This window comes from Enterobacter sp. MGH 16 (assembly GCF_000493175.1).
Taxonomy (GTDB): domain Bacteria; phylum Pseudomonadota; class Gammaproteobacteria; order Enterobacterales; family Enterobacteriaceae; genus Enterobacter; species Enterobacter roggenkampii.
Window position 1 is genome coordinate 1,037,590 of record NZ_KI535695.1, and the last position, 17,951, is coordinate 1,055,540.

Annotated in this window: 18 protein-coding genes; 7 read left to right on the forward strand and 11 right to left on the reverse strand. The window is 56.1% G+C overall.

Going from position 1 to position 17,951, the window contains the following annotated elements:
• Positions 1 to 5 precede the first annotated feature (5 nt).
• Positions 6 to 1,193 (reverse strand): CynX/NimT family MFS transporter, encoded by a 1,188-nt coding sequence (locus L362_RS17670; RefSeq protein WP_008500739.1) that lies wholly within the window; start codon positions 1,191 to 1,193, stop codon positions 6 to 8.
• A gap of 99 nt (positions 1,194 to 1,292) precedes the next feature.
• On the opposite strand from L362_RS17670, the gene L362_RS17665 reads away from it, so the two are divergent.
• Positions 1,293 to 2,084, forward strand: coding sequence for an AraC family transcriptional regulator (locus L362_RS17665; protein WP_008500738.1), 792 nt, complete (start codon positions 1,293 to 1,295; stop codon positions 2,082 to 2,084).
• Here L362_RS17665 and L362_RS17660 read toward each other — a convergent pair.
• Complete coding sequence (locus L362_RS17660) at positions 2,068 to 2,514, reverse strand: DUF441 domain-containing protein (RefSeq protein WP_008500737.1); 447 nt, start codon at positions 2,512 to 2,514, stop codon at positions 2,068 to 2,070. The genes L362_RS17665 and L362_RS17660 overlap by 17 nt on opposite strands.
• Before the next feature lie 144 nt (positions 2,515 to 2,658).
• Here L362_RS17660 and yoaI point away from each other — a divergent pair, with 144 nt between their 5' ends.
• Positions 2,659 to 2,763 carry a small membrane protein YoaI gene (yoaI, locus tag L362_RS24575; protein WP_008500736.1) on the forward strand — a complete coding sequence of 35 codons (105 nt, stop codon included), beginning with the start codon at positions 2,659 to 2,661 and terminating at the stop codon, positions 2,761 to 2,763.
• Between the two features lie 20 nt (positions 2,764 to 2,783).
• Here yoaI and L362_RS17655 read toward each other — a convergent pair whose 3' ends face one another.
• From L362_RS17655 to yeaG, 3 genes are all read right to left on the reverse strand, one after another.
• Positions 2,784 to 3,284 (reverse strand): YbaK/prolyl-tRNA synthetase associated domain-containing protein, encoded by a 501-nt coding sequence (locus tag L362_RS17655; protein WP_008500735.1) that lies wholly within the window; start codon positions 3,282 to 3,284, stop codon positions 2,784 to 2,786.
• 99 nt (positions 3,285 to 3,383) lie between these two features.
• Positions 3,384 to 4,667 carry a YeaH/YhbH family protein gene (locus L362_RS17650; RefSeq protein ID WP_023292702.1) on the reverse strand — a complete coding sequence of 428 codons (1,284 nt, stop codon included), beginning with the start codon at positions 4,665 to 4,667 and terminating at the stop codon, positions 3,384 to 3,386.
• A gap of 74 nt (positions 4,668 to 4,741) precedes the next feature.
• Positions 4,742 to 6,676: a protein kinase YeaG gene (gene yeaG, locus L362_RS17645; protein ID WP_008500713.1), complete on the reverse strand. Its 1,935-nt coding sequence runs from the start codon at positions 6,674 to 6,676 to the stop codon at positions 4,742 to 4,744.
• A 431-nt stretch (positions 6,677 to 7,107) separates the two neighbouring features.
• Between yeaG and L362_RS17640 the strand changes: the two genes are divergently transcribed.
• On the forward strand, positions 7,108 to 7,854 hold the full coding sequence (locus L362_RS17640; protein WP_021241048.1) for a MipA/OmpV family protein: 747 nt from the start codon (positions 7,108 to 7,110) through the stop codon (positions 7,852 to 7,854).
• Between the two features lie 78 nt (positions 7,855 to 7,932).
• Here L362_RS17640 and L362_RS17635 read toward each other — a convergent pair whose 3' ends face one another.
• Both L362_RS17635 and gapA read right to left on the reverse strand, forming a co-directional pair.
• Positions 7,933 to 8,817: a D-hexose-6-phosphate mutarotase gene (locus L362_RS17635; RefSeq protein WP_008500711.1), complete on the reverse strand. Its 885-nt coding sequence runs from the start codon at positions 8,815 to 8,817 to the stop codon at positions 7,933 to 7,935.
• Positions 8,818 to 8,889: 72 nt separating this feature from the next.
• On the reverse strand, positions 8,890 to 9,885 hold the full coding sequence (gene gapA / locus L362_RS17630) for a glyceraldehyde-3-phosphate dehydrogenase (protein ID WP_006809136.1): 996 nt from the start codon (positions 9,883 to 9,885) through the stop codon (positions 8,890 to 8,892).
• Positions 9,886 to 10,226: 341 nt separating this feature from the next.
• On the opposite strand from gapA, the gene msrB reads away from it, so the two are divergent.
• Both msrB and L362_RS17620 read left to right on the forward strand, forming a co-directional pair.
• Positions 10,227 to 10,640, forward strand: a complete 414-nt coding sequence (gene msrB, locus L362_RS17625; protein WP_008500710.1) for a peptide-methionine (R)-S-oxide reductase MsrB — start codon at positions 10,227 to 10,229, stop codon at positions 10,638 to 10,640.
• Between the two features lie 41 nt (positions 10,641 to 10,681).
• On the forward strand, positions 10,682 to 10,954 hold the full coding sequence (locus L362_RS17620; protein WP_021241050.1) for a YeaC family protein: 273 nt from the start codon (positions 10,682 to 10,684) through the stop codon (positions 10,952 to 10,954).
• A 51-nt stretch (positions 10,955 to 11,005) separates the two neighbouring features.
• Here the strand turns inward: L362_RS17620 and L362_RS17615 are convergent, their stop codons facing one another.
• The 4 genes from L362_RS17615 to sppA all read right to left on the reverse strand — a co-directional run bounded on the left by L362_RS17615 (position 11,006) and on the right by sppA (position 16,068).
• The gene (locus L362_RS17615; protein ID WP_023343914.1) at positions 11,006 to 12,259 is read right to left on the reverse strand and encodes a chitinase ChiD; all 1,254 of its coding nucleotides are present in this window, start codon (positions 12,257 to 12,259) and stop codon (positions 11,006 to 11,008) included.
• A gap of 221 nt (positions 12,260 to 12,480) precedes the next feature.
• Complete coding sequence (pncA, locus tag L362_RS17610; protein WP_008500706.1) at positions 12,481 to 13,122, reverse strand: bifunctional nicotinamidase/pyrazinamidase; 642 nt, start codon at positions 13,120 to 13,122, stop codon at positions 12,481 to 12,483.
• Positions 13,123 to 13,131: 9 nt separating this feature from the next.
• Positions 13,132 to 14,148: an asparaginase gene (gene ansA / locus L362_RS17605; RefSeq protein ID WP_008500705.1), complete on the reverse strand. Its 1,017-nt coding sequence runs from the start codon at positions 14,146 to 14,148 to the stop codon at positions 13,132 to 13,134.
• Positions 14,149 to 14,211: 63 nt separating this feature from the next.
• Positions 14,212 to 16,068 carry a signal peptide peptidase SppA gene (sppA, locus tag L362_RS17600; RefSeq protein WP_008500704.1) on the reverse strand — a complete coding sequence of 619 codons (1,857 nt, stop codon included), beginning with the start codon at positions 16,066 to 16,068 and terminating at the stop codon, positions 14,212 to 14,214.
• Positions 16,069 to 16,235: 167 nt separating this feature from the next.
• Between sppA and L362_RS17595 the strand changes: the two genes are divergently transcribed.
• Entirely contained in the window at positions 16,236 to 16,787 is a 552-nt protein-coding gene (locus tag L362_RS17595; RefSeq protein ID WP_023343915.1) for an NAD(P)H nitroreductase, read from the forward strand.
• A 116-nt stretch (positions 16,788 to 16,903) separates the two neighbouring features.
• Positions 16,904 to 17,947, forward strand: a complete 1,044-nt coding sequence (gene selD, locus L362_RS17590) for a selenide, water dikinase SelD (RefSeq protein WP_008500702.1) — start codon at positions 16,904 to 16,906, stop codon at positions 17,945 to 17,947.
• The last annotated feature ends 4 nt before the right edge of the window (positions 17,948 to 17,951 follow it).

Genomic DNA, 17,951 nt, shown 5'->3' on the forward strand with positions numbered 1-17,951 from the left:
AGGATTTAACGGGGCGCGATCTCCCGGTCTCGCCCGGCTAACACACCGCAGATAGCCATTATCACAGCGGCCAGCGCACAGCCCAGAAGCGGGATTTGCCAGTCTCCTGCAGTATCGTGAATTTTCCCCATCAGCGGCGGGCCGCAGGCGGCAAGCAGGTAGCCAATCGACTGTGCCATTCCGGAGAGCGCCGCCGCCTGGTGCGCAGAGCTGGCGCGCAGGCCGATGAACGTCAGGCCGAGGATCATTGTTGCCCCTGTGCCAAAGCCAAACATCAGCGTCCACATCACCGCCATTCCGGGCATAAACCATAATCCTGCCGCGCTTATTGCGCACATCAGGGCCACTAAGCCTGCGATCGCTCGCTGATCTTTCAGGCGGTGGAGGATCAGCGGAACGGCGAGTCCCGGCACGGCCGTGGCCAGCTGCAACAGACCGTGCACCGAACCGGCCTGCGCTTCGCTGTAGCCGTGGCTCAGCAATATCGCCGGCAGCCAGCCGATGATGACGTAGTAGATCAGCGAGTTAATTCCTAAAAAGAGCGTCACCTGCCAGGCGAGGGCCGAGCGCCAGAGCGCGCGGTTTTGCAGCGCGCCTGCGCCCGTTACCGTTGCGACGTGTTTCTGACGCCACTGCGGCAGCCAGAGCAGCAGTGCGACCAGCGGAAACGCCATCAGCATCAGCAGCGCGCCATGCCAGCCCGCGCTCCCCTGTGCAAGGGGAACGATCATCGCTGAGCCAAACGCCGCCGAGACGCCCATCGTCAGGGAATAGGCGCCGGTGAGCTTCGCCACCTGGCCCGGAAAATCACGCTTAATTAATCCCGGTAACAGCACGTTCCCGAGCGCAATACCGCAGCCGACGATCGCCGTTCCGATGAAAAGCAAAGTGGCGGAAGGCAGCGAGCGAACGGCAATCCCGGCGCAAATGAGCAGCAGGGCGATAAACAGGCTGCGCTCCATGCCGATACGCCGGGCAACGCCTGCGGCGAGCGGCGAGACAAGGGCGAAAGCCAGCAGGGGCAGGGTGGTCAGCAGACCGGTTTGCGCCGTGCTTAAGCCATAATCAAGACGAATGGTATCGAGCAGCGGCGCTGCGCCAGTAAAGGTGACGCGAAGCGTAGTGGCAATCATCAGGATGCCTGCAATCAACAGCGCGCCGTGTTTTCCTGAGGTGCGAATAGCAGTAGTCATTATGTTCTCATACGTTCAAGCGAGCGCACACAATACCGATTTTCTCAGCGGTTGAAATCAGGCTAAAATGACAGTTTATCGCTCATATCGGACAAACTGATGATTGGTCTGGGACTGGAAGGCTACGATCCAGATAGCCAGTACGATGCGGCCGTCGCATTTCGCATTCAGGTAGTGGCGGAGGAACAATATATTCCGCTTCATCATCACCGTAAGGGGCAGCTGATTCTGGCCCTCGGCGGCGCAATCACCTGTGAAGTGGAAAATGCCATGCTGATGGTGCCGCCCCAGTATGCCGTCTGGATCCCTGGACAGATGCCGCACAGTAACAGGGCCACGCCGGGCGCGCAGCTCTGCTTTTTGTTCATTGAGCCGGGGGCTGCCAGCCTGCCCGAGCGCTGCTGTACCCTGAAAATCTCCCCCCTGGTGCGGGAGCTGATTTTATCGCTCGCGGAAAAATCACGTGAACAGCTGCAGCTCGCGGCCACCTCGCGTCTGGTGGACGTCCTGTTTGACGAGCTGCCGCTCCAGCGACAGGAGCATCTGCAGCTGCCCGTGTCGCCCCATCCCAAAATCAGGCTGATGAGCGAGAAGATGGCGGAAGAGCCCGCCGCCTGGCAGACGCTGGCGCAGTGGGCGAGCCACTTCGCCATGAGCGAACGCAATCTGGCGCGGCTGGTAGTGAAGGAGACCGGTCTGAGCTTCCGCCGCTGGCGTCACCAGCTGCAGCTGATTGTGGCGTTACAGCATTTAATAAGCGGCAAATCGGTGCAGCAGGTGGCCCAGTCACTGGGCTATGACTCGACCACCGCGTTTATCACCATGTTCAGGAAGGGACTGGGCCAGACGCCGGCGCGTTATATGGCCAGCCTGACTACGACTTCCCAATAAACAGCGAGACAAGGCCTGCCGCAATCAGCGGGCCGACCGGCACGCCGCGAAAGAGCGCCACGCCCAGCACGGTGCCCACCAGCAGGCCCGCCACCAGCGAGGGCTGGCTGCTCATCAGCGTGACGCCGCGTCCGCCCAGCCATGACACAAAAATCCCCACCGCGATCGCCACCAGCGATTTCCAGTTTACAAACGAATGCAGCAGCGTTGAGGCGGGAAGGGTGCCGCTGGCAATCGGCGCCATCACCCCAATGGTTAAGATGATAATCCCGATGGTGAGGCCTTGTTTTTCTATCCACGGGAAAAAGGTATTTAATGGGGTCACGCGCACAATGATCAGCACCAGAATCGAGATGGCGACGGTAGTGTTATGGCTTATAAAGCCGAGCGCGGCGAGTGCCAGAAGAATGAGCAGAGTAGGGTCAAACATAGGGAATCCTTGCCAGAATAATGGTCCTGTTTACTGTACGCGCAAACGCGGCAGAGAACAGTGTTAAAAAGATTTTATCGTTGTCATAACCTTGTCATTTACGCGGATTAAAACGAAAGCAGATATCGCAAAAGGGTCGCCATCATGAACGATCACATGTATGTGGAAACGCTGATTATCTCCTCATCGTTTTTCGCTATTGCCGTTATTCTCGTTGCCTCCGTGCTGTTCCTGGAAAGAAAAGGCTGACAGGGCGTCAGCCGTTGCAGTTAGGCTTTATGGAAGGTGACGAGTTCAGGACGGGCGATGCGCAGGTAATCCTGGGTATCCATAATCACGGATTTCTCCAGCAGGCCGGCGTTAAACGCGATTTCGTCAAAGCGCTCGAACAGCAGCGGGTCGGCAACCAGCGCCAAATCAGGATGGAAGCTAAAGGGCGGGATAGCGCCGAAAACGCAGGCGGTCAGGGCATCGACTTCGGCAGGGCTGGCGAGGGAGGCCTTTAGCCCGCCAAAATGGCTGGCAAGCTGGCTCAGGTCAGCCTGCAGGTCGGCGGCAAGGATCGCCAGAACATGTTTCTTTACGCCGTTTCCCTTCACCTTGCAGACCAGGGCTTTAGCGCCTTGCCGCAGGTCGGTTCCGCGAATTTCACTTACCGCTTCACATTTCCCGACCGCCTCGTGCTCCATGACGCGAAAACGCGCGCCCTGCTCGGTGAGTAAGGTAATGAGCTGCTGGTGGGTTCCTGTTCCAATAACGTCGTCAGTCATAACGATTTTCCCGGTGATAATCCAGTATGCAGGGGTCTACATTAGCACGGGATGAACGGGGTCGAAAGAAAACAGCCAGCGGGTTCGCTGGCTGTGGGATTATGCGTTGCTGGTAGCAGACTGCTTGTGGAACAGCTCCCTGAACACCGGATAAATGTCATCCTGGTCACGGATATGCTGCATGGCAAAATTATCGAACATCGACTGCAGATGCTCATACTCCCGCCACAGGGTCTGGTGCGCACGACGGGTGATTTCGATATAGCTGTAGTAACGCACGACCGGCAGAATTTTCTTCGCCAGAATCTCGTGACACAGCGGCGAGTCGTCGGCCCAGTTATCGCCATCCGACGCCTGCGCGGCATAAATGTTCCACTGTGCCGGGTCGTAGCGCTCTTTGACCACTTCATCCATCAGCTTCAGCGCGCTCGAGACGATGGTGCCCCCGGTTTCCTGCGAGTAGAAGAACTCATGTTCATCCACTTCTTTTGCCTGGGTGTGGTGGCGGATATAGACCACCTCCACGTTCTTATAGGTTCTGCTCAGGAACAGATAGAGCAGAATATAGAAGCGCTTTGCCATATCCTTGGTGGCCTGGTCCATCGAGCCGGACACGTCCATCAGACAGAACATCACCGCCTGGCTGGAGGGCTCAGGGCGTTTTTCGTAGTTCTTGTAGCGCAGGTCAAAGGTGTCGATAAACGGGACCCGTTCGATCTTCGCCCTCAGCTCTGCAATCTCTTTACGCAGGCGCTCCTCTTCCAGCAGTTGCGCCGGTTCCGTATTTTCCACCACCTTCAGGCTGCTCTCCAGCTCGCGCAGTTCGCGACGTTTGCCTGCCGTCATGGCCGTGCGTCGCGCCAGCGAGTTCTGCAGCGAACGCACGACGCTGATGTTGGCGGGCACGCCGTTGGCGGTATAGCCCGCGCGGTGGGTTTTATATTCATTAAGCTGACGATGCTGATTCTTTTTCAGATTCGGCAGCGCCAGGTCTTCGAACAGCAGGTCGAGATATTCATCTTTTGAGATCTGGAAAACAAATTCGTCCTGACCTTCACCGTCCTGGCTGGCCTGTCCCTGACCGCTTCCTGAACCACCGCCGCCGCCCTGAGGGCGCTCAATTCTGTCGTTCTGAACGAAGTGGTCATTACCTGGGTGTACGCGATGGCGCAGGCCGCCTCGCCCCTGATGAAACATCGGTTCGCTGATGTCATCGGTGGGGATGGAGACAGACTCGCCGCTGTCGACGTCGGTCACCGAGCGTTTGTTGATGGCCTCGGAGATAGACTGTTTAATTTGCGCTTTATAACGACGCAAGAAGCGCTGGCGGTTCACCGTGCTCTTGTTTTTGCCGTTAAGACGCCGGTCAATAAACCAGGTCATATACCCCCCGTACTGCATTTGCCAACTTGCATTTTGTAGGCCCGGCAGGCGCTAAGCGCCGCCGGGCACTTGTTTTAAGACGATTTACGCACGCGCAGGTACCATTCGCAGAGCAGGCGGACCTGTTTGCGGGTGTAGCCTTTTTCCATCATACGGTCGACAAAATCGTCGTGTTTTTTCTGTTCATCGGTTGAGGTTTTGGCGTTAAACGAGATCACCGGCAGCAGCTCTTCGGTATTGGAGAACATTTTCTTCTCAATGACCGTGCGCAGCTTCTCGTAGCTGGTCCAGTTCGGGTTGCGCCCGTTGTTATGCGCTCTGGCGCGCAGGACGAAGTTCACAATCTCGTTACGGAAGTCTTTCGGGTTGCTGATCCCGGCAGGCTTCTCGATTTTTTCCAGCTCCGCGTTCAGGGATTCACGGTCAAACAGCTGGCCGGTATCCGGGTCGCGGTATTCCTGATCCTGGATCCAGAAGTCAGCGTAGGTGACATAACGGTCAAAAATGTTCTGCCCGTATTCTGAATAGGATTCCAGGTAGGCCGTCTGGATCTCTTTGCCAATGAACTCGGCGTATTTCGGGATCAGGTAACCTTTCAGGAACTCAAGGTAGCGTTCAGCCTGCTCCTGGGGGAACTGCTCGCGCTCGATTTGCTGCTCCAGCACGTAGAACAGATGCACCGGGTTGGCCGCCACTTCCGCATGGTCGAAGTTAAAGACGCGGGAGAGGATCTTAAACGCGAAGCGCGTGGACAGACCGTTCATCCCTTCATCAACCCCGGCGTAGTCGCGATACTCCTGATACGACTTCGCTTTCGGATCGGTATCCTTCAGGCTCTCACCGTCATAGACGCGCATTTTCGAGTAGATGCTGGAGTTTTCCGGCTCTTTCAGGCGCGACAGGATGGAGAAGCGAGACAGCGTTTCCAGCGTGCCCGGCGCGCACGGCGCATGCACCAGCTCACTGTGGTTAAGCAGTTTCTCGTAAATTTTGATCTCTTCGGAGATCCGCAGGCAGTAAGGCACCTTGACGATGTACACGCGGTCAAGGAAGGCCTCGTTGTTTTTGTTGTTACGGAAGGTCACCCATTCAGATTCGTTCGAGTGGGCAAGAATGATCCCGTTAAACGGCAGGGCGGAGATACCTTCCGTCCCGTTGTAGTTTCCTTCCTGAGTGGCCGTCAGCAGCGGATGCAGCACCTTGATGGGCGCTTTAAACATCTCGACGAATTCCATAATCCCCTGGTTAGCCCGGCACAGCGCGCCAGAGTAACCGTAGGCATCCGGGTCGTTTTGCGCGAAGTTTTCCAGCTTGCGGATGTCGACCTTACCGACCAGCGCCGAAATATCCTGGTTGTTCTCATCACCGGGTTCCGTTTTAGCGATGGCGATCTGTTCCAGGATCGACGGCCAGACTTTCACCACGCGGAATTTGGTGATGTCGCCACCAAACTCGTGCAGGCGTTTTGCCGCCCACGGCGACATGATGGTGCCGAGGTAGCGACGCGGGATGCCGTACTCTTTATCCAGAATCTGCGCATCTTCCTGCGGATTGAACAAGCACAGCGGGTGGTCATTCACCGGGCTGCGCTCGCCGTTGGCGCTCAGGACATAGATAGGCACGCGCTGCATCAGCGACTTCAGGCGTTCCGCCAGCGAGGATTTACCGCCGCCCACGGGGCCGAGTAAATAGAGGATCTGTTTCTTCTCTTCCAGACCCTGAGCGGCATGCTTCAGGTAGGAGACAATCTGTTCGATTGCATCTTCCATACCATAGAACTCTTCAAACGCCGGGTATCGGGCGACCACCCGATTCGAAAAGAGACGGGAAAGCCGGGGTTCCAGGGCAGTGTCAACCATGTTTGGCTCACCAATAGCCATCAATAGCCGTTCTGCCGCATTGGCATAGGCACTGCGATCTTGCCGACAGATGGTAAGAAACTCCTGCAGTGTGAACTCTTCGTCCTTGGCAGCTTCATAGCGCTGGCGATAGTGATCGAATATATTCATGGCATGCCGTCCTTTCGTTTTTTAGCACAGGATAAGAGCCGTTCGTATGAGTAGTGGAGGCTCCCGGAAGAGAATCTCTCGCACCTCACTGCCAGAGCAGCAACCTGTGTGCCAGGTCAGACGCTAAGAACCGCAGGGTGTTCAGGAAAACTCTTCTTAAATTAAAGCGTAGATGGCATTTGCAAAACTTGCATGCCCATAAAATCTACTTTCAATGACATATCAATAACTCATCCAAAAATTTCCACTCTGGTAATAAGGCAAAAGCACATTTTTCATTCAGCGGTCATGTAAATGAAAGCCGGTTGTCATCTGATAAGTTAAAAATAATGGGTTAATCAGACTGATTAGCAGGCAAAAAATTTTGGGATGTACGGGAATGGCGGTTACACTTCACCCGCTGATTATTTGACTACAGGAAAGAATGGATTGTGACCAAACTCAAACTTCTGGCATTAGGCATCCTTGCCGCGACCGCAGTAAGCACCGCACAGGCGGAAAGTCAGTGGACGGTTGGCGCGGGTGTTGGCGTCATTAACAGCCCGTACAAACAGTATGACCGTGATGTTTATCCTGTCCCGGTTATCACCTATGAAGGCGATAACGTCTGGTTCCGTGGGCTCGGCGGCGGCTACTATCTGTGGAACGATACGGCCGATAAGCTTTCCATCATGGCGTACTACGATCCTACGCACTTCAAGCCGGGTGACAGCGACAGCCACGCGCTTCGCCAGCTCGACAAGCGTAAAAGCTCGATGATGGCCGGCCTCTCTTATGTGCATAACACCCAGTATGGCTTCCTGCGTACGGCCCTGGCAGGCGATACGCTGGATAACAGCAACGGCTTTATCTGGGATCTGGCGTGGCTGTACCGTTACACCAACGGTGGTCTGACCCTGACGCCGGGTATTGGTGTGCAGTACAACAGCGAGAACTACAATGACTACTATTATGGCGTCTCTAAAAACGAGTCCCGTCGTAGCGGTCTGAAGAGCTACAGCGCAGATGACGGCTGGGATCCGTACCTGGAGCTGACCGCGAGCTATAACTTCCTTGGCGACTGGAGCGTGTACGGTACTGGCCGTTATGAGCGTCTGAGCGATGAAGTGAAAGACAGCCCGATGGTCGATAAGTCCTGGGCAGGCATCTTTTCTGTCGGTGTGACCTACAAGTTCTGATTGCGCACTTATATTGTGCAATTGGTGCATCAAAACGGGGCGCTTGCGCCCCGTTTGCTTTAGTGTGGTGCAGCGAGATTATCGCTTAATAATGCGGATCGTCTGACCTAAACGAGATGGCTTTTCTTCACTCGCTTTCTGCGGGGCAGTCACGCAGGCCGTTTCCACGCAGACAAACGTTTTATAACCGTCGTCAGGCACGTCGGCCATGCTGACAGACAGTGCAGGGCCCGGGTTCCAGCCCACCACGTTGCTGTGATGGTGATGTACTACCTCAATGCCGCGGTTCAGGGCACCGTCGTGGATCATGCTGCATGCTTCCGGATGCAGATAGACGCGGTCGGTACGGTCAGGAAACGCCTGAACGCCGTCGCTGAGTTTGCCTTCTTTCGCGTTGTCGACTTTATCGATAAAGGTATCGCCAAGACCGCTCACCTTCACAGCGCTGATGTCACCCACGTTGAAATAGGTGTGCAGGGCGGAGGTGGTTTCGAACTCGCCATGGGCTTCCAGTTCGATTTCACAGGTTTTACCCAGCTTAAAGCGGGCGTACAGGGTGAAATCGTGCGGCCACAGAGCGCGGGTTTCGTCATTTGCCTGCAGCTCAAAGGTCAGCACGGCGCCGTTGTCGTCTTCGTTATGCGCTTTAAGGGTCCACTGCTGGTTACGGGCAAAACCGTGAGAAGGCAAACCCGGCTGTGCGGACGGGCCGAACCACGGCCAGCAGATCGGTACGCCACCACGGATTGCAGCCCCTTTTTTGAAGGAGGTCGCATCACTGAGCCACAATCCCTCAACTTCACCTTCCGGCTTCCAGGAGAGCAGGTGGGCGCCGTTCAGCGCCACGGAGGCCTTAACGCGTGGATGGTCAACGACGATAACGTCAGCACCGTCAATCTGGCGGCGGGAGAGCACAGGGGTAAGTTGTTCGACTACCGGAAGTGCAAAAATTTTATTAATCATTAAGCAATCCTCTGTCTTATAAATAAAAAAGGCGACCGAAGTCGCCTTTTTGGATCAAACACTCATCTCAACTTATTTGGAGATGTGAGCGATCAGGTCCAGTACTTTGTTAGAGTAGCCGGTTTCGTTGTCGTACCAGGATACCAGTTTAACGAAGTTGTCGTTCAGTGCGATACCTGCTTTAGCATCGAACACAGAAGTGCACACTTCGCCGTTGAAATCGGTAGATACAACGTCGTCTTCGGTATAACCCAGAACGCCTTTCATTGGGCCTTCGGAAGCAGCTTTGATTGCTTTCTTAATTTCTTCATAAGAAGCAGCTTTTTCCAGACGAACGGTCAGGTCAACAACGGATACGTTAGGAGTTGGAACGCGGAACGCCATACCAGTCAGTTTGCCATTCAGTTCTGGCAGTACTTTACCTACAGCTTTAGCCGCACCGGTAGAGGATGGGATGATGTTCTGAGCCGCGCCACGGCCGCCGCGCCAGTCTTTGTGAGACGGGCCATCAACGGTTTTCTGAGTAGCGGTGGTTGCGTGAACGGTAGTCATCAGACCTTCGATGATGCCGAAGTTGTCGTTGATAACTTTAGCCAGCGGTGCCAGGCAGTTGGTGGTGCAGGATGCGTTGGAAACGATGTCCTGGCCAGCGTAAGTTTCGAAGTTTGCACCACGAACGAACATTGGGGTGTTGTCTTTGGAAGGACCCGTCAGAACAACTTTCTTCGCACCCGCAGTGATGTGTTTACGTGCAGTTTCGTCGGTCAGGAAGATACCGGTTGCTTCAGCAACAACGTCAACACCAATTTCGTTCCATTTCAGGTTAGCTGGGTCTTTCTCAGCAGTAACGCGGATGGTTTTGCCATTTACAACCAGGTGGCCGTCTTTCACTTCAACGGTGCCGTCGAAACGACCGTGAGTTGAGTCGTACTTCAGCATGTACGCCATGTATTCAGCGTCCAGGAGATCGTTGATACCAACGATTTCGATGTCAGAACGTTTCTGAGCAGCACGGAAAACAATACGGCCGATACGGCCAAAACCGTTGATACCTACTTTGATAGTCATATATTCCACCAGCTATTTGTTAGTGAATAAAAGGTTGCCTGTAAAATTACAAAAACCTTACGCAGCGTCAAGCGGAATCGTGTCAATCATTGCGACAAATCAATCCTGTGACTAACGTTTGTGCGACTGACTCGCCTCACTTTCCCTTTGAGCTTGCAACCACATGGGGGCTGCGCCCGGAATTTTAAAGTCCTCGCAGGATAAAAATGTGAATATGATCACAATTGCCTGACCGCCTTTTCGCGACACATAAGTTTAGATCAAAAGTGCACGCAAGGGTGTTAATGTTTTGTTAGAATGCGGGGTAAAAGATGTCTGTTTCTACAGCGAGATGTAAGCATATGTCGAACCAACGTAACCCCGACGATTTGAAAAAAAACCTCACAGAAATGCAGTTTTACGTGACGCAGAACCACGGGACGGAACCGCCGTTCACCGGGCGTTTACTGCACAACAAGCGAGACGGCGTCTACCACTGCCTGGTCTGTGATGCTCCGCTGTTCAATTCCCAAACGAAATTTGATTCGGGCTGCGGCTGGCCGAGCTTTTACGAGCCGGTGAGCGATGAGGCTATCCGCTATCTGACCGACTCGTCGCACGGTATGGTGCGCACCGAAATTCGCTGCGGCAACTGCGATGCGCACCTTGGACACGTCTTCCCGGATGGCCCTCAGCCAACGGGCGAGCGTTTCTGCGTGAATTCAGCCTCAATGAGCTTCACTGACGACGAAAACGGCGACCAGATCAAGGGTTGAAAAAACGATTCAGCAAATTATTCCTTCGAAAGGGCGGGATTGTGAATATTGAAGACATGATTAGCGGTATGACGCCGGAGATTTATCAGCGTCTGGTCACCGCCGTAGAGCTGGGAAAATGGCCCGATGGCGTCGCGCTGACCCCGGAGCAAAAAGAGAACAGCCTGCAGCTGGTTATGCTGTGGCAGGCGCGCAACAACACCGACGCGCAGCACATGACGATCGACACCCATGGTCAAATGGTGATGAAGAGCAAGCGTGAGCTGAAAGAGGACTTCGGTATCACGCCGAAGCCGATTGCGACTTTCAAATAAGGCTCTCCCTGTAGGCCGGGTAAGCGCTAGCGCCACCCGGCACGCTACACTTTAGTGCGGGATCCCGAGCGACGCCGCCAGCTGCTTCGCTAACTGGTTTTCATCATCCGCGCCGTACTCCCAGAACATCGCCCCGGCGAGACCTTTCTCTTTGATGTAGTCCGCTTTGATCGCCACGGATCGCGGGTTCTCATACGAAATCGCAAACAGCGCGTTGCCATCGGCACCCTTCACCGAAAGCCACGGCACTTTCGCCTGGTCGTCCCAGTGCTCGGTAAAGCGTTTCTGCGGATCGTTCAGCAGCTTTTTGACGATATCGTTGTACTTCACGTAGGTATCTTTGGTCAGGTCGTAGCCGAGCGACTTGAACAACCCGATCTCCTGCGGCCCGAAGTAGGGCTGAGTGGCCGGATTTTTTTGCGCATCGGGTTTCGTCCAGTCAATGCCCGGCTCCACGGCGCGTTTTGGTACGCGGCCATAGAAACCAATCCCGAGATTCATCTGCTGCGGCTTCAGCCCGGCGGCCAGATAGTTGTTCACCACAAAATCGACGCTGTATTTGTCCGCGGCGGCCACCGTCGGCCAGGCGCTGGAGTCGTACAGGTTGGCATTGAAATACTGCGTGCCGTACGCCATGTCGTAGGTCATCAGGTTGATGTAATCGAGCAGGGGGGCAATGGCTTTCACATCCACCCAGCTTTTCGGACTTTCCGCATTCGCGCCTACCGCAATGGTCACCAGCTTTTTATGCCCGAACGCGTCGCGCATCTCCTTCAGCAGGGCGGTAAAGTTATCCCTGTCGGCGGGCTGGCTTGCCACCAGGCCCCAGGCACCGTTGACCGGATACTCCCAGTCGAGGTCGATCCCGTCCAGACCATATTTTTCAACAATCTCCTGCGCGGAGCGGATGAACACCGCGCGACTCTCTTGGGTTGCCGCTGCGCCAGAGAAGCCACGGGCGCCCCAGCCGCCGACGGAGAGCAGGACCTTAAGATTTGGGTTTTGCTTACGCAGGGTGGGGATCAAGGCCAGGTCGGACGCCACTTTTGGTGATAGCCAGATTTGATGCAGCTTCGCCGGATCTTTCAGCGCGGCGTTGGTTTCGTCTTTTTCGTCGTTATAGACCAGACCAAACGAGTAGTTCAGGTGGGTGATCTGGCGAACGTCCAGCTTATTGATATCGCCACCCGGTCCAGCGGTGACGTCGCCACCCCCGTTAAAGTAGCCCACGGACATCAGGGAACTGGCGGAGGCAACTGACGCGCAAAGCAAGGGTAAGGCTGCCAGCAAGGGCAAACGTTTCATACAAGTTCCTCTTTGACTTAATAAAATTAACCACGCCACGGAAAAGGCGTGGCGAAAAAACAGCCTGAAGAGAATAGCATTGCCGCTTCGGTGAGGTTGCGAGGGAGTTCACTTTATGGGGATCGGAGGGGGAGTTTTGCCGGGTGGCGCTGACGCTTACCCGGCCTACAAAACCAAAGAAGTCGGCCGGGTAAGGCGCAGCCGCCACCCGGCTTAAAAGACTACGCCTGCGTTTCCAGCCAGTCTTCGAGCGTATACAGCGTCGCGCCTTCCGCAGCCATATCCATAAACGCCTGAGCGCTGTCCTGCGGGTGAATGTTCACCCCGCGGCAGCCGTCGGTGATGACGCTGACGGTGTAGCCAAGCTGAAGCGCATCCAGCACGGTGAACTTCACGCAGTAGTCCGTTGCCAGCCCCAGTACAATCAGCTCGGTGATTTCATGGTGACGTAACCAGGCGTCCAGCGCCGTTTTCTGGCGATGCCCGTTATCAAAAAACGCGCTATAGCTGTCGATAGCCGGGTTTTCACCTTTATGGAACACCGCGTCGATGGCTTTCTGGTTCAGGAGCGGATGTAACTCCGCGCCTTCCGTTTGCTGTACGCAATGATCCGGCCAAAAAGTTTGCGCCAGCCCGTCGAGTTCACCGTGGGTGAAGGGCTCGACATTGTGCTGGCTGGCAAAGCTGCCGTGATTTGCCGGGTGCCAGTCCTGGCTTGCGACAACTGCTTCACCACGGGCTTTGCACCAGTCAATCAGCGTGTTGGCCACGTCAACGGTGCTGTCACCTTCGGCGACGGCCAGCGCACCGCCCGCGCAGAAATCATTTTGCAAATCGACCAGGAGCAGGGCGCGTTGCTTCATGAGACCTCCTTATTCGTCAGGTGTCAGTTCGCCGCGCAGGTTTTGCATCATCGCGCTGCGAATGGACTGAATGTCCAGATCCTGACTCAGTAAATAGTGAAGTTTAGTCAGCGTTGCCTCAACGGTCATATCGAAACCGCTGATCACGCCCGCATGCGCCAGCGCGTTGCCGGTGGCATAGCCGCCCATATTCACTTTACCGGACATACACTGGGTCAGGTTCACCACCACAATTCCGCGCTCGCTGGCTTCCTGAAGCTCTTTCAGAAACTCGCCGTTTTGCGGCGCATTGCCTACGCCATAGGAGCGCAGGATAAGCGCTTTCACCGGCTGGCGCAGGAAGTTACGCACCACGTCCGCAGAGATACCCGGATAAATGGTCACCACGCCAATCGGTTGCGGAGTAATCGGATGCACAATCAGCTCGCCCGCGGTGTTCGGCGCAGGAGGGGTTCCCAGACGACGGATATGAATCCCGGCCTCCAGCAGCGGCTGCAGGTTGGGTGAGGCAAAGGCGTCAAAGCCGTCGGCGTGGGCTTTGGTGGTGCGGTTACCGCGATACAGACGGTTGTTAAAGAACAACGACACTTCATTAATCGGGTAATTCGCCGCCACGTACAGGGAGTTCAGCAGGTTGATCTGCCCGTCAGAGCGCAGCTCCGCCAGCGGAATTTGCGATCCGGTGACGATAACCGGCTTGCTCAGGTTCTCCAGCATGAAGGAGAGCGCCGAGGCGGTAAACGCCATGGTGTCGGTACCGTGCAGGATCACGAAGCCGTCGTACTGGTCGTAATGGGCTTTAATATCATCCGCGATGTGCTGCCAGTCTTCCGGCGTCATGTCGGAGGAGTCCATCAGCGGCTCGTATTCGTGGATGGTGAAGTCAGGCATTTCCGGTCGGTGGAATTCGGGCATCAGCGCAAGCTGACGCTGCAGGTGGCCGGAGACGGGGATATAGCCGTTTTCAGAGCGCTGCATACCGATGGTACCGCCAGTGTAGGCTACATAAATCGATTTCTTCTGCATGGTAGTGAGTTCTTGTTCTTCAAAAGAAAAAAATCCCCTCTTCGTAGGAAGAGGGGACGGTTTTTAACGGACGTTCGCGCAGGTCAGGCAAAACGCGTAACGACTCTGTGGATCGTTAAAGGCCGCAAGCTTATCGCTTTCTGCCTTCATCGCTTTTGCCGCCGTGGCGACCGGCGCAGGCAGGTAAGCCTGCAGCGCCTCCGGCAGCATGGCGCGTACCGAGCCGGACATGCTGTCCATGACCATATCGAAGAACGACGGTTCGTCCTGGTAATACTCGATATGCCACTGCTTCAGCTTCGCCAGTTCGGCGGCTTTCTTCACCGCGTCATCGAAGTCGCCCAGGCTGTCCACCAGTCCGTTGCTCTTCGCATCCTGACCGGTCCAGACGTGGCCCTGCGCAATCTGGTCGATCTGCTCAGGCGTCTTTTTGCGCGAGTCGGCGACCAGGGTGATAAAGCGTTTATAGCCGTTCTCAATGCTGAGCTGCATCATCTCAGAGACTTCCGGCGGCAGGGATTTGGTCACCGCGACATCCGCGAGCGGAGAGGTCGCTACGCCGTCAGTATGCACGCCCAGAGAATCCAGGCTGTTTTCTACGGTGTTGATCACCCCGAAGATGCCAATCGAGCCGGTGAGCGTGCTTGGGTTCGCCACGATGTAGTTGGCTGGCGTGGAGATCCAGTAACCCCCGGAGGCGGCCATTCCGCCCATTGAGACGACGACCGGCTTACCGGCGGCGCGGGCCGCGGCCAGTTCAGCGCGGATCACTTCGGAGGCGCTGACGCTACCGCCAGGGCTGTTGACCCGCAGGACAATCGCCTTCACTTTCGGATCGAGGCGCGCATCGCGGATTTGTGACGCGGTGGTGTCGCCGCCCACGTTCCCCGGGGTCTCCTGACCGTCCATGATCGCACCGTTGGCAAAGACCACCGCGACGCTGTCCCCGTTCTCATCCGGTTTCTTCGTCGAGTAATCATACATGCTGATGGCGCTGTAATTTTTGTCCTCTTTGCTCCAGCCAAACTGTTTGCTCAGGGATTTTTCAATCTCGGCGCTGGTGCCCAGGGCATCAACCAGTTTGTTATCGAGCGCATATTTCGCGGTATCGCCGTCAACCTTACGCAGGCCTTCCAGCACGCCCTGCGCGCCAGGGAACACCTGCTCAGGCGTAATCTGACGGTTAGCGGCAACGGTGCCGAGATAGTTCTGCCACAGCTCGCCAATCCAGCGGCTGTCCGCTTCGCGGGCGGCAGGGGACATATCGTCGCGGATAAACGGCTCCACGGCGGATTTGTACGTGCCGACGCGGAAGACGTGGGTGGTGACCTTCAGCTTATCGAGCAGCGATTTATAGTACAGGCCGTTGGTGGCAAAGCCGTGCAGATCGACCGTACCCTGCGGGGAGAGCCAGATCTTATTGGCGAAGCTCGCCAGATAATATTGCCCCTGGCTGTAGCTGTCGCCCACGGCAATGACCGGCTTGCCGCTGTCGCGGAATTCGCGCAGCGCTTTACCGATGTACTGCATAGACGGCTGGTCGCCGCCAGCAAAATCTTTCAGATCCAGCACGATGCCGGTGATGTTGCGGTCATCTTTCGCCTGACGGATGGCATCGACGATATCGAACAGGGAGTTTTCCTGCAGGCGGTCGGACGTGGCGCCAAACAGCTGGCGACTGATCACACCCAGACGGTTGCTGGCTGACGGTTTATCAACGATGACGCCGGTGATATCGAGTAACAGGGCCCCGCGAGTCGAATGCTGCGCCTGATTTGCGTTGCTGATATGCATCCAGATGCCCGCGCAAACCAGAACCAGCAGGATGAAGAAAATATTCATCACCAGGTTGCGGACGAAGTTGAGCAGTCGCCACGTCCATTTAAAGAAACCGGCAATAATTCGCCAAAGGGTTCGCATGTATTCTCCCTAACCAGAAAATGACTGTTTCCGTCGCCACTGGACGGTAATGTTGGGTTATCGTAATGACCCAACCGCCACTTGTCAGCAGGAATCGCCTGCCAGGCTGTAACAAAATCTGCCGTCGTGTTAATTTTGTGAGTAAATTTCAAGAAAGGAGTTAACCAATGGACGCACTCGAACTGCTTGTTAACCGCCGTAGCGCTTCCCGTCTGGCCGAACCTGCCCCGGCAGGCGAGCAGCTGGAGAACATTCTGCGTGCCGGCATGCGTGCCCCCGATCATGGCACGCTGCAGCCGTGGCACTTCTTTGTGATTGAAGGCGAAGGCCGCGATCGTTTCAGTAAACTGCTGGAGCAGGGAGCGGTGGCCGCAGGGCAGGATGAGAAAGGAATCGAGAAGGCGCGTAATGCCCCGTTCCGCGCCCCGATGATCATCGCTGTCGTGGCAAAATGCCAGGCGGATCATAAAGTCCCGGTCTGGGAACAGGAAATGTCTGCGGGCTGTGCGGTGATGGCGATGCAGATGGCCGCCGTCGCGCAAGGCTTTAACGGTATCTGGCGCACCGGTGCGCTGACCGAAAGCCCGGCGGTCCGGGACGGTTTTGCCTGCGGTGAGCATGACAAAATTGTCGGTTTCCTCTATCTCGGTACTCCGCAGCTTAAAGCCTCCAGCACCATCAGCGTGCCGGACACCACGCCTTTCGTCAGCCGTTTCTGATAGCGCGCGCTAAACTGTCTGGATTCTGAGCATCTGCCGCAGAATTCAGACAGTCATACTTACCTCTTTATGGAATGAGCGCTACCATAGCGCGATTGAGATGACAGGAGACGTCCATGAGCGAGCAAACCATTCGTTTAACGCAGTACAGCCACGGAGCCGGTTGCGGTTGTAAAATTTCCCCTAAAGTGCTGGAGACCATCCTGCACAGCGAACAGGCGAAGTTTGTCGACCCGAACCTGCTTGTCGGCAACGAAACGCGTGACGATGCAGCGGTTTATGACCTGGGTAACGGCACCAGCATTATCAGCACCACCGACTTCTTTATGCCGATTGTCGACAACCCGTTCGATTTCGGGCGTATTGCGGCCACTAACGCCATCAGCGATATCTTCGCCATGGGCGGCAAACCGATTATGGCGATCGCTATTCTGGGCTGGCCGATCAACACCATCCCGCCGGAAGTAGCCCGTGAAGTGATTGATGGCGGCCGTTTCGCCTGCCAGCAGGCGGGGATTGCGCTGGCCGGTGGTCACTCTATCGATGCGCCGGAGCCTATCTTCGGCCTGGCCGTGACCGGCGTGGTCCCGACCGAGCGCGTGAAGCGCAACAGCACCGCGCAGGCGGGCTGCAAGCTGTTCCTCACCAAGCCGTTGGGCATTGGCGTGCTGACCACCGCCGAGAAAAAATCCCTGCTCAAACCGGAGCACAAAGGGCTGGCAACCGAAGTCATGTGCCAGATGAACCTCGCGGGTGCGGCGTTCGCCAATATCGACGGCGTGAAGGCGATGACCGACGTGACCGGTTTTGGTCTGCTGGGGCACCTCTCCGAAGTGTGTCAGGGCGCGGGCGTGCAGGCGCAGGTCTGGTATCAGGACGTGCCGAAGCTGCCGGGCGTGGAAGAGTATATTGCTCAGGGCGCGGTCCCGGGCGGTACCCAGCGTAACTTCGCCAGCTATGGTCACCTGATGGGCGAAATGCCAGAAGAATGGCGCAACCTGCTGTGCGATCCGCAAACCTCCGGCGGCCTGCTGCTGGCGGTCACGCCGGAATCCGAAGCCGAGGTTCAGGCAACGGCCGCCGAGTTCGGCATTACCCTGACGGCGATCGGCGAGCTGGTGACCGCGCGCGGTGGCCGACCGATGATTGAGATCCGTTAATTCG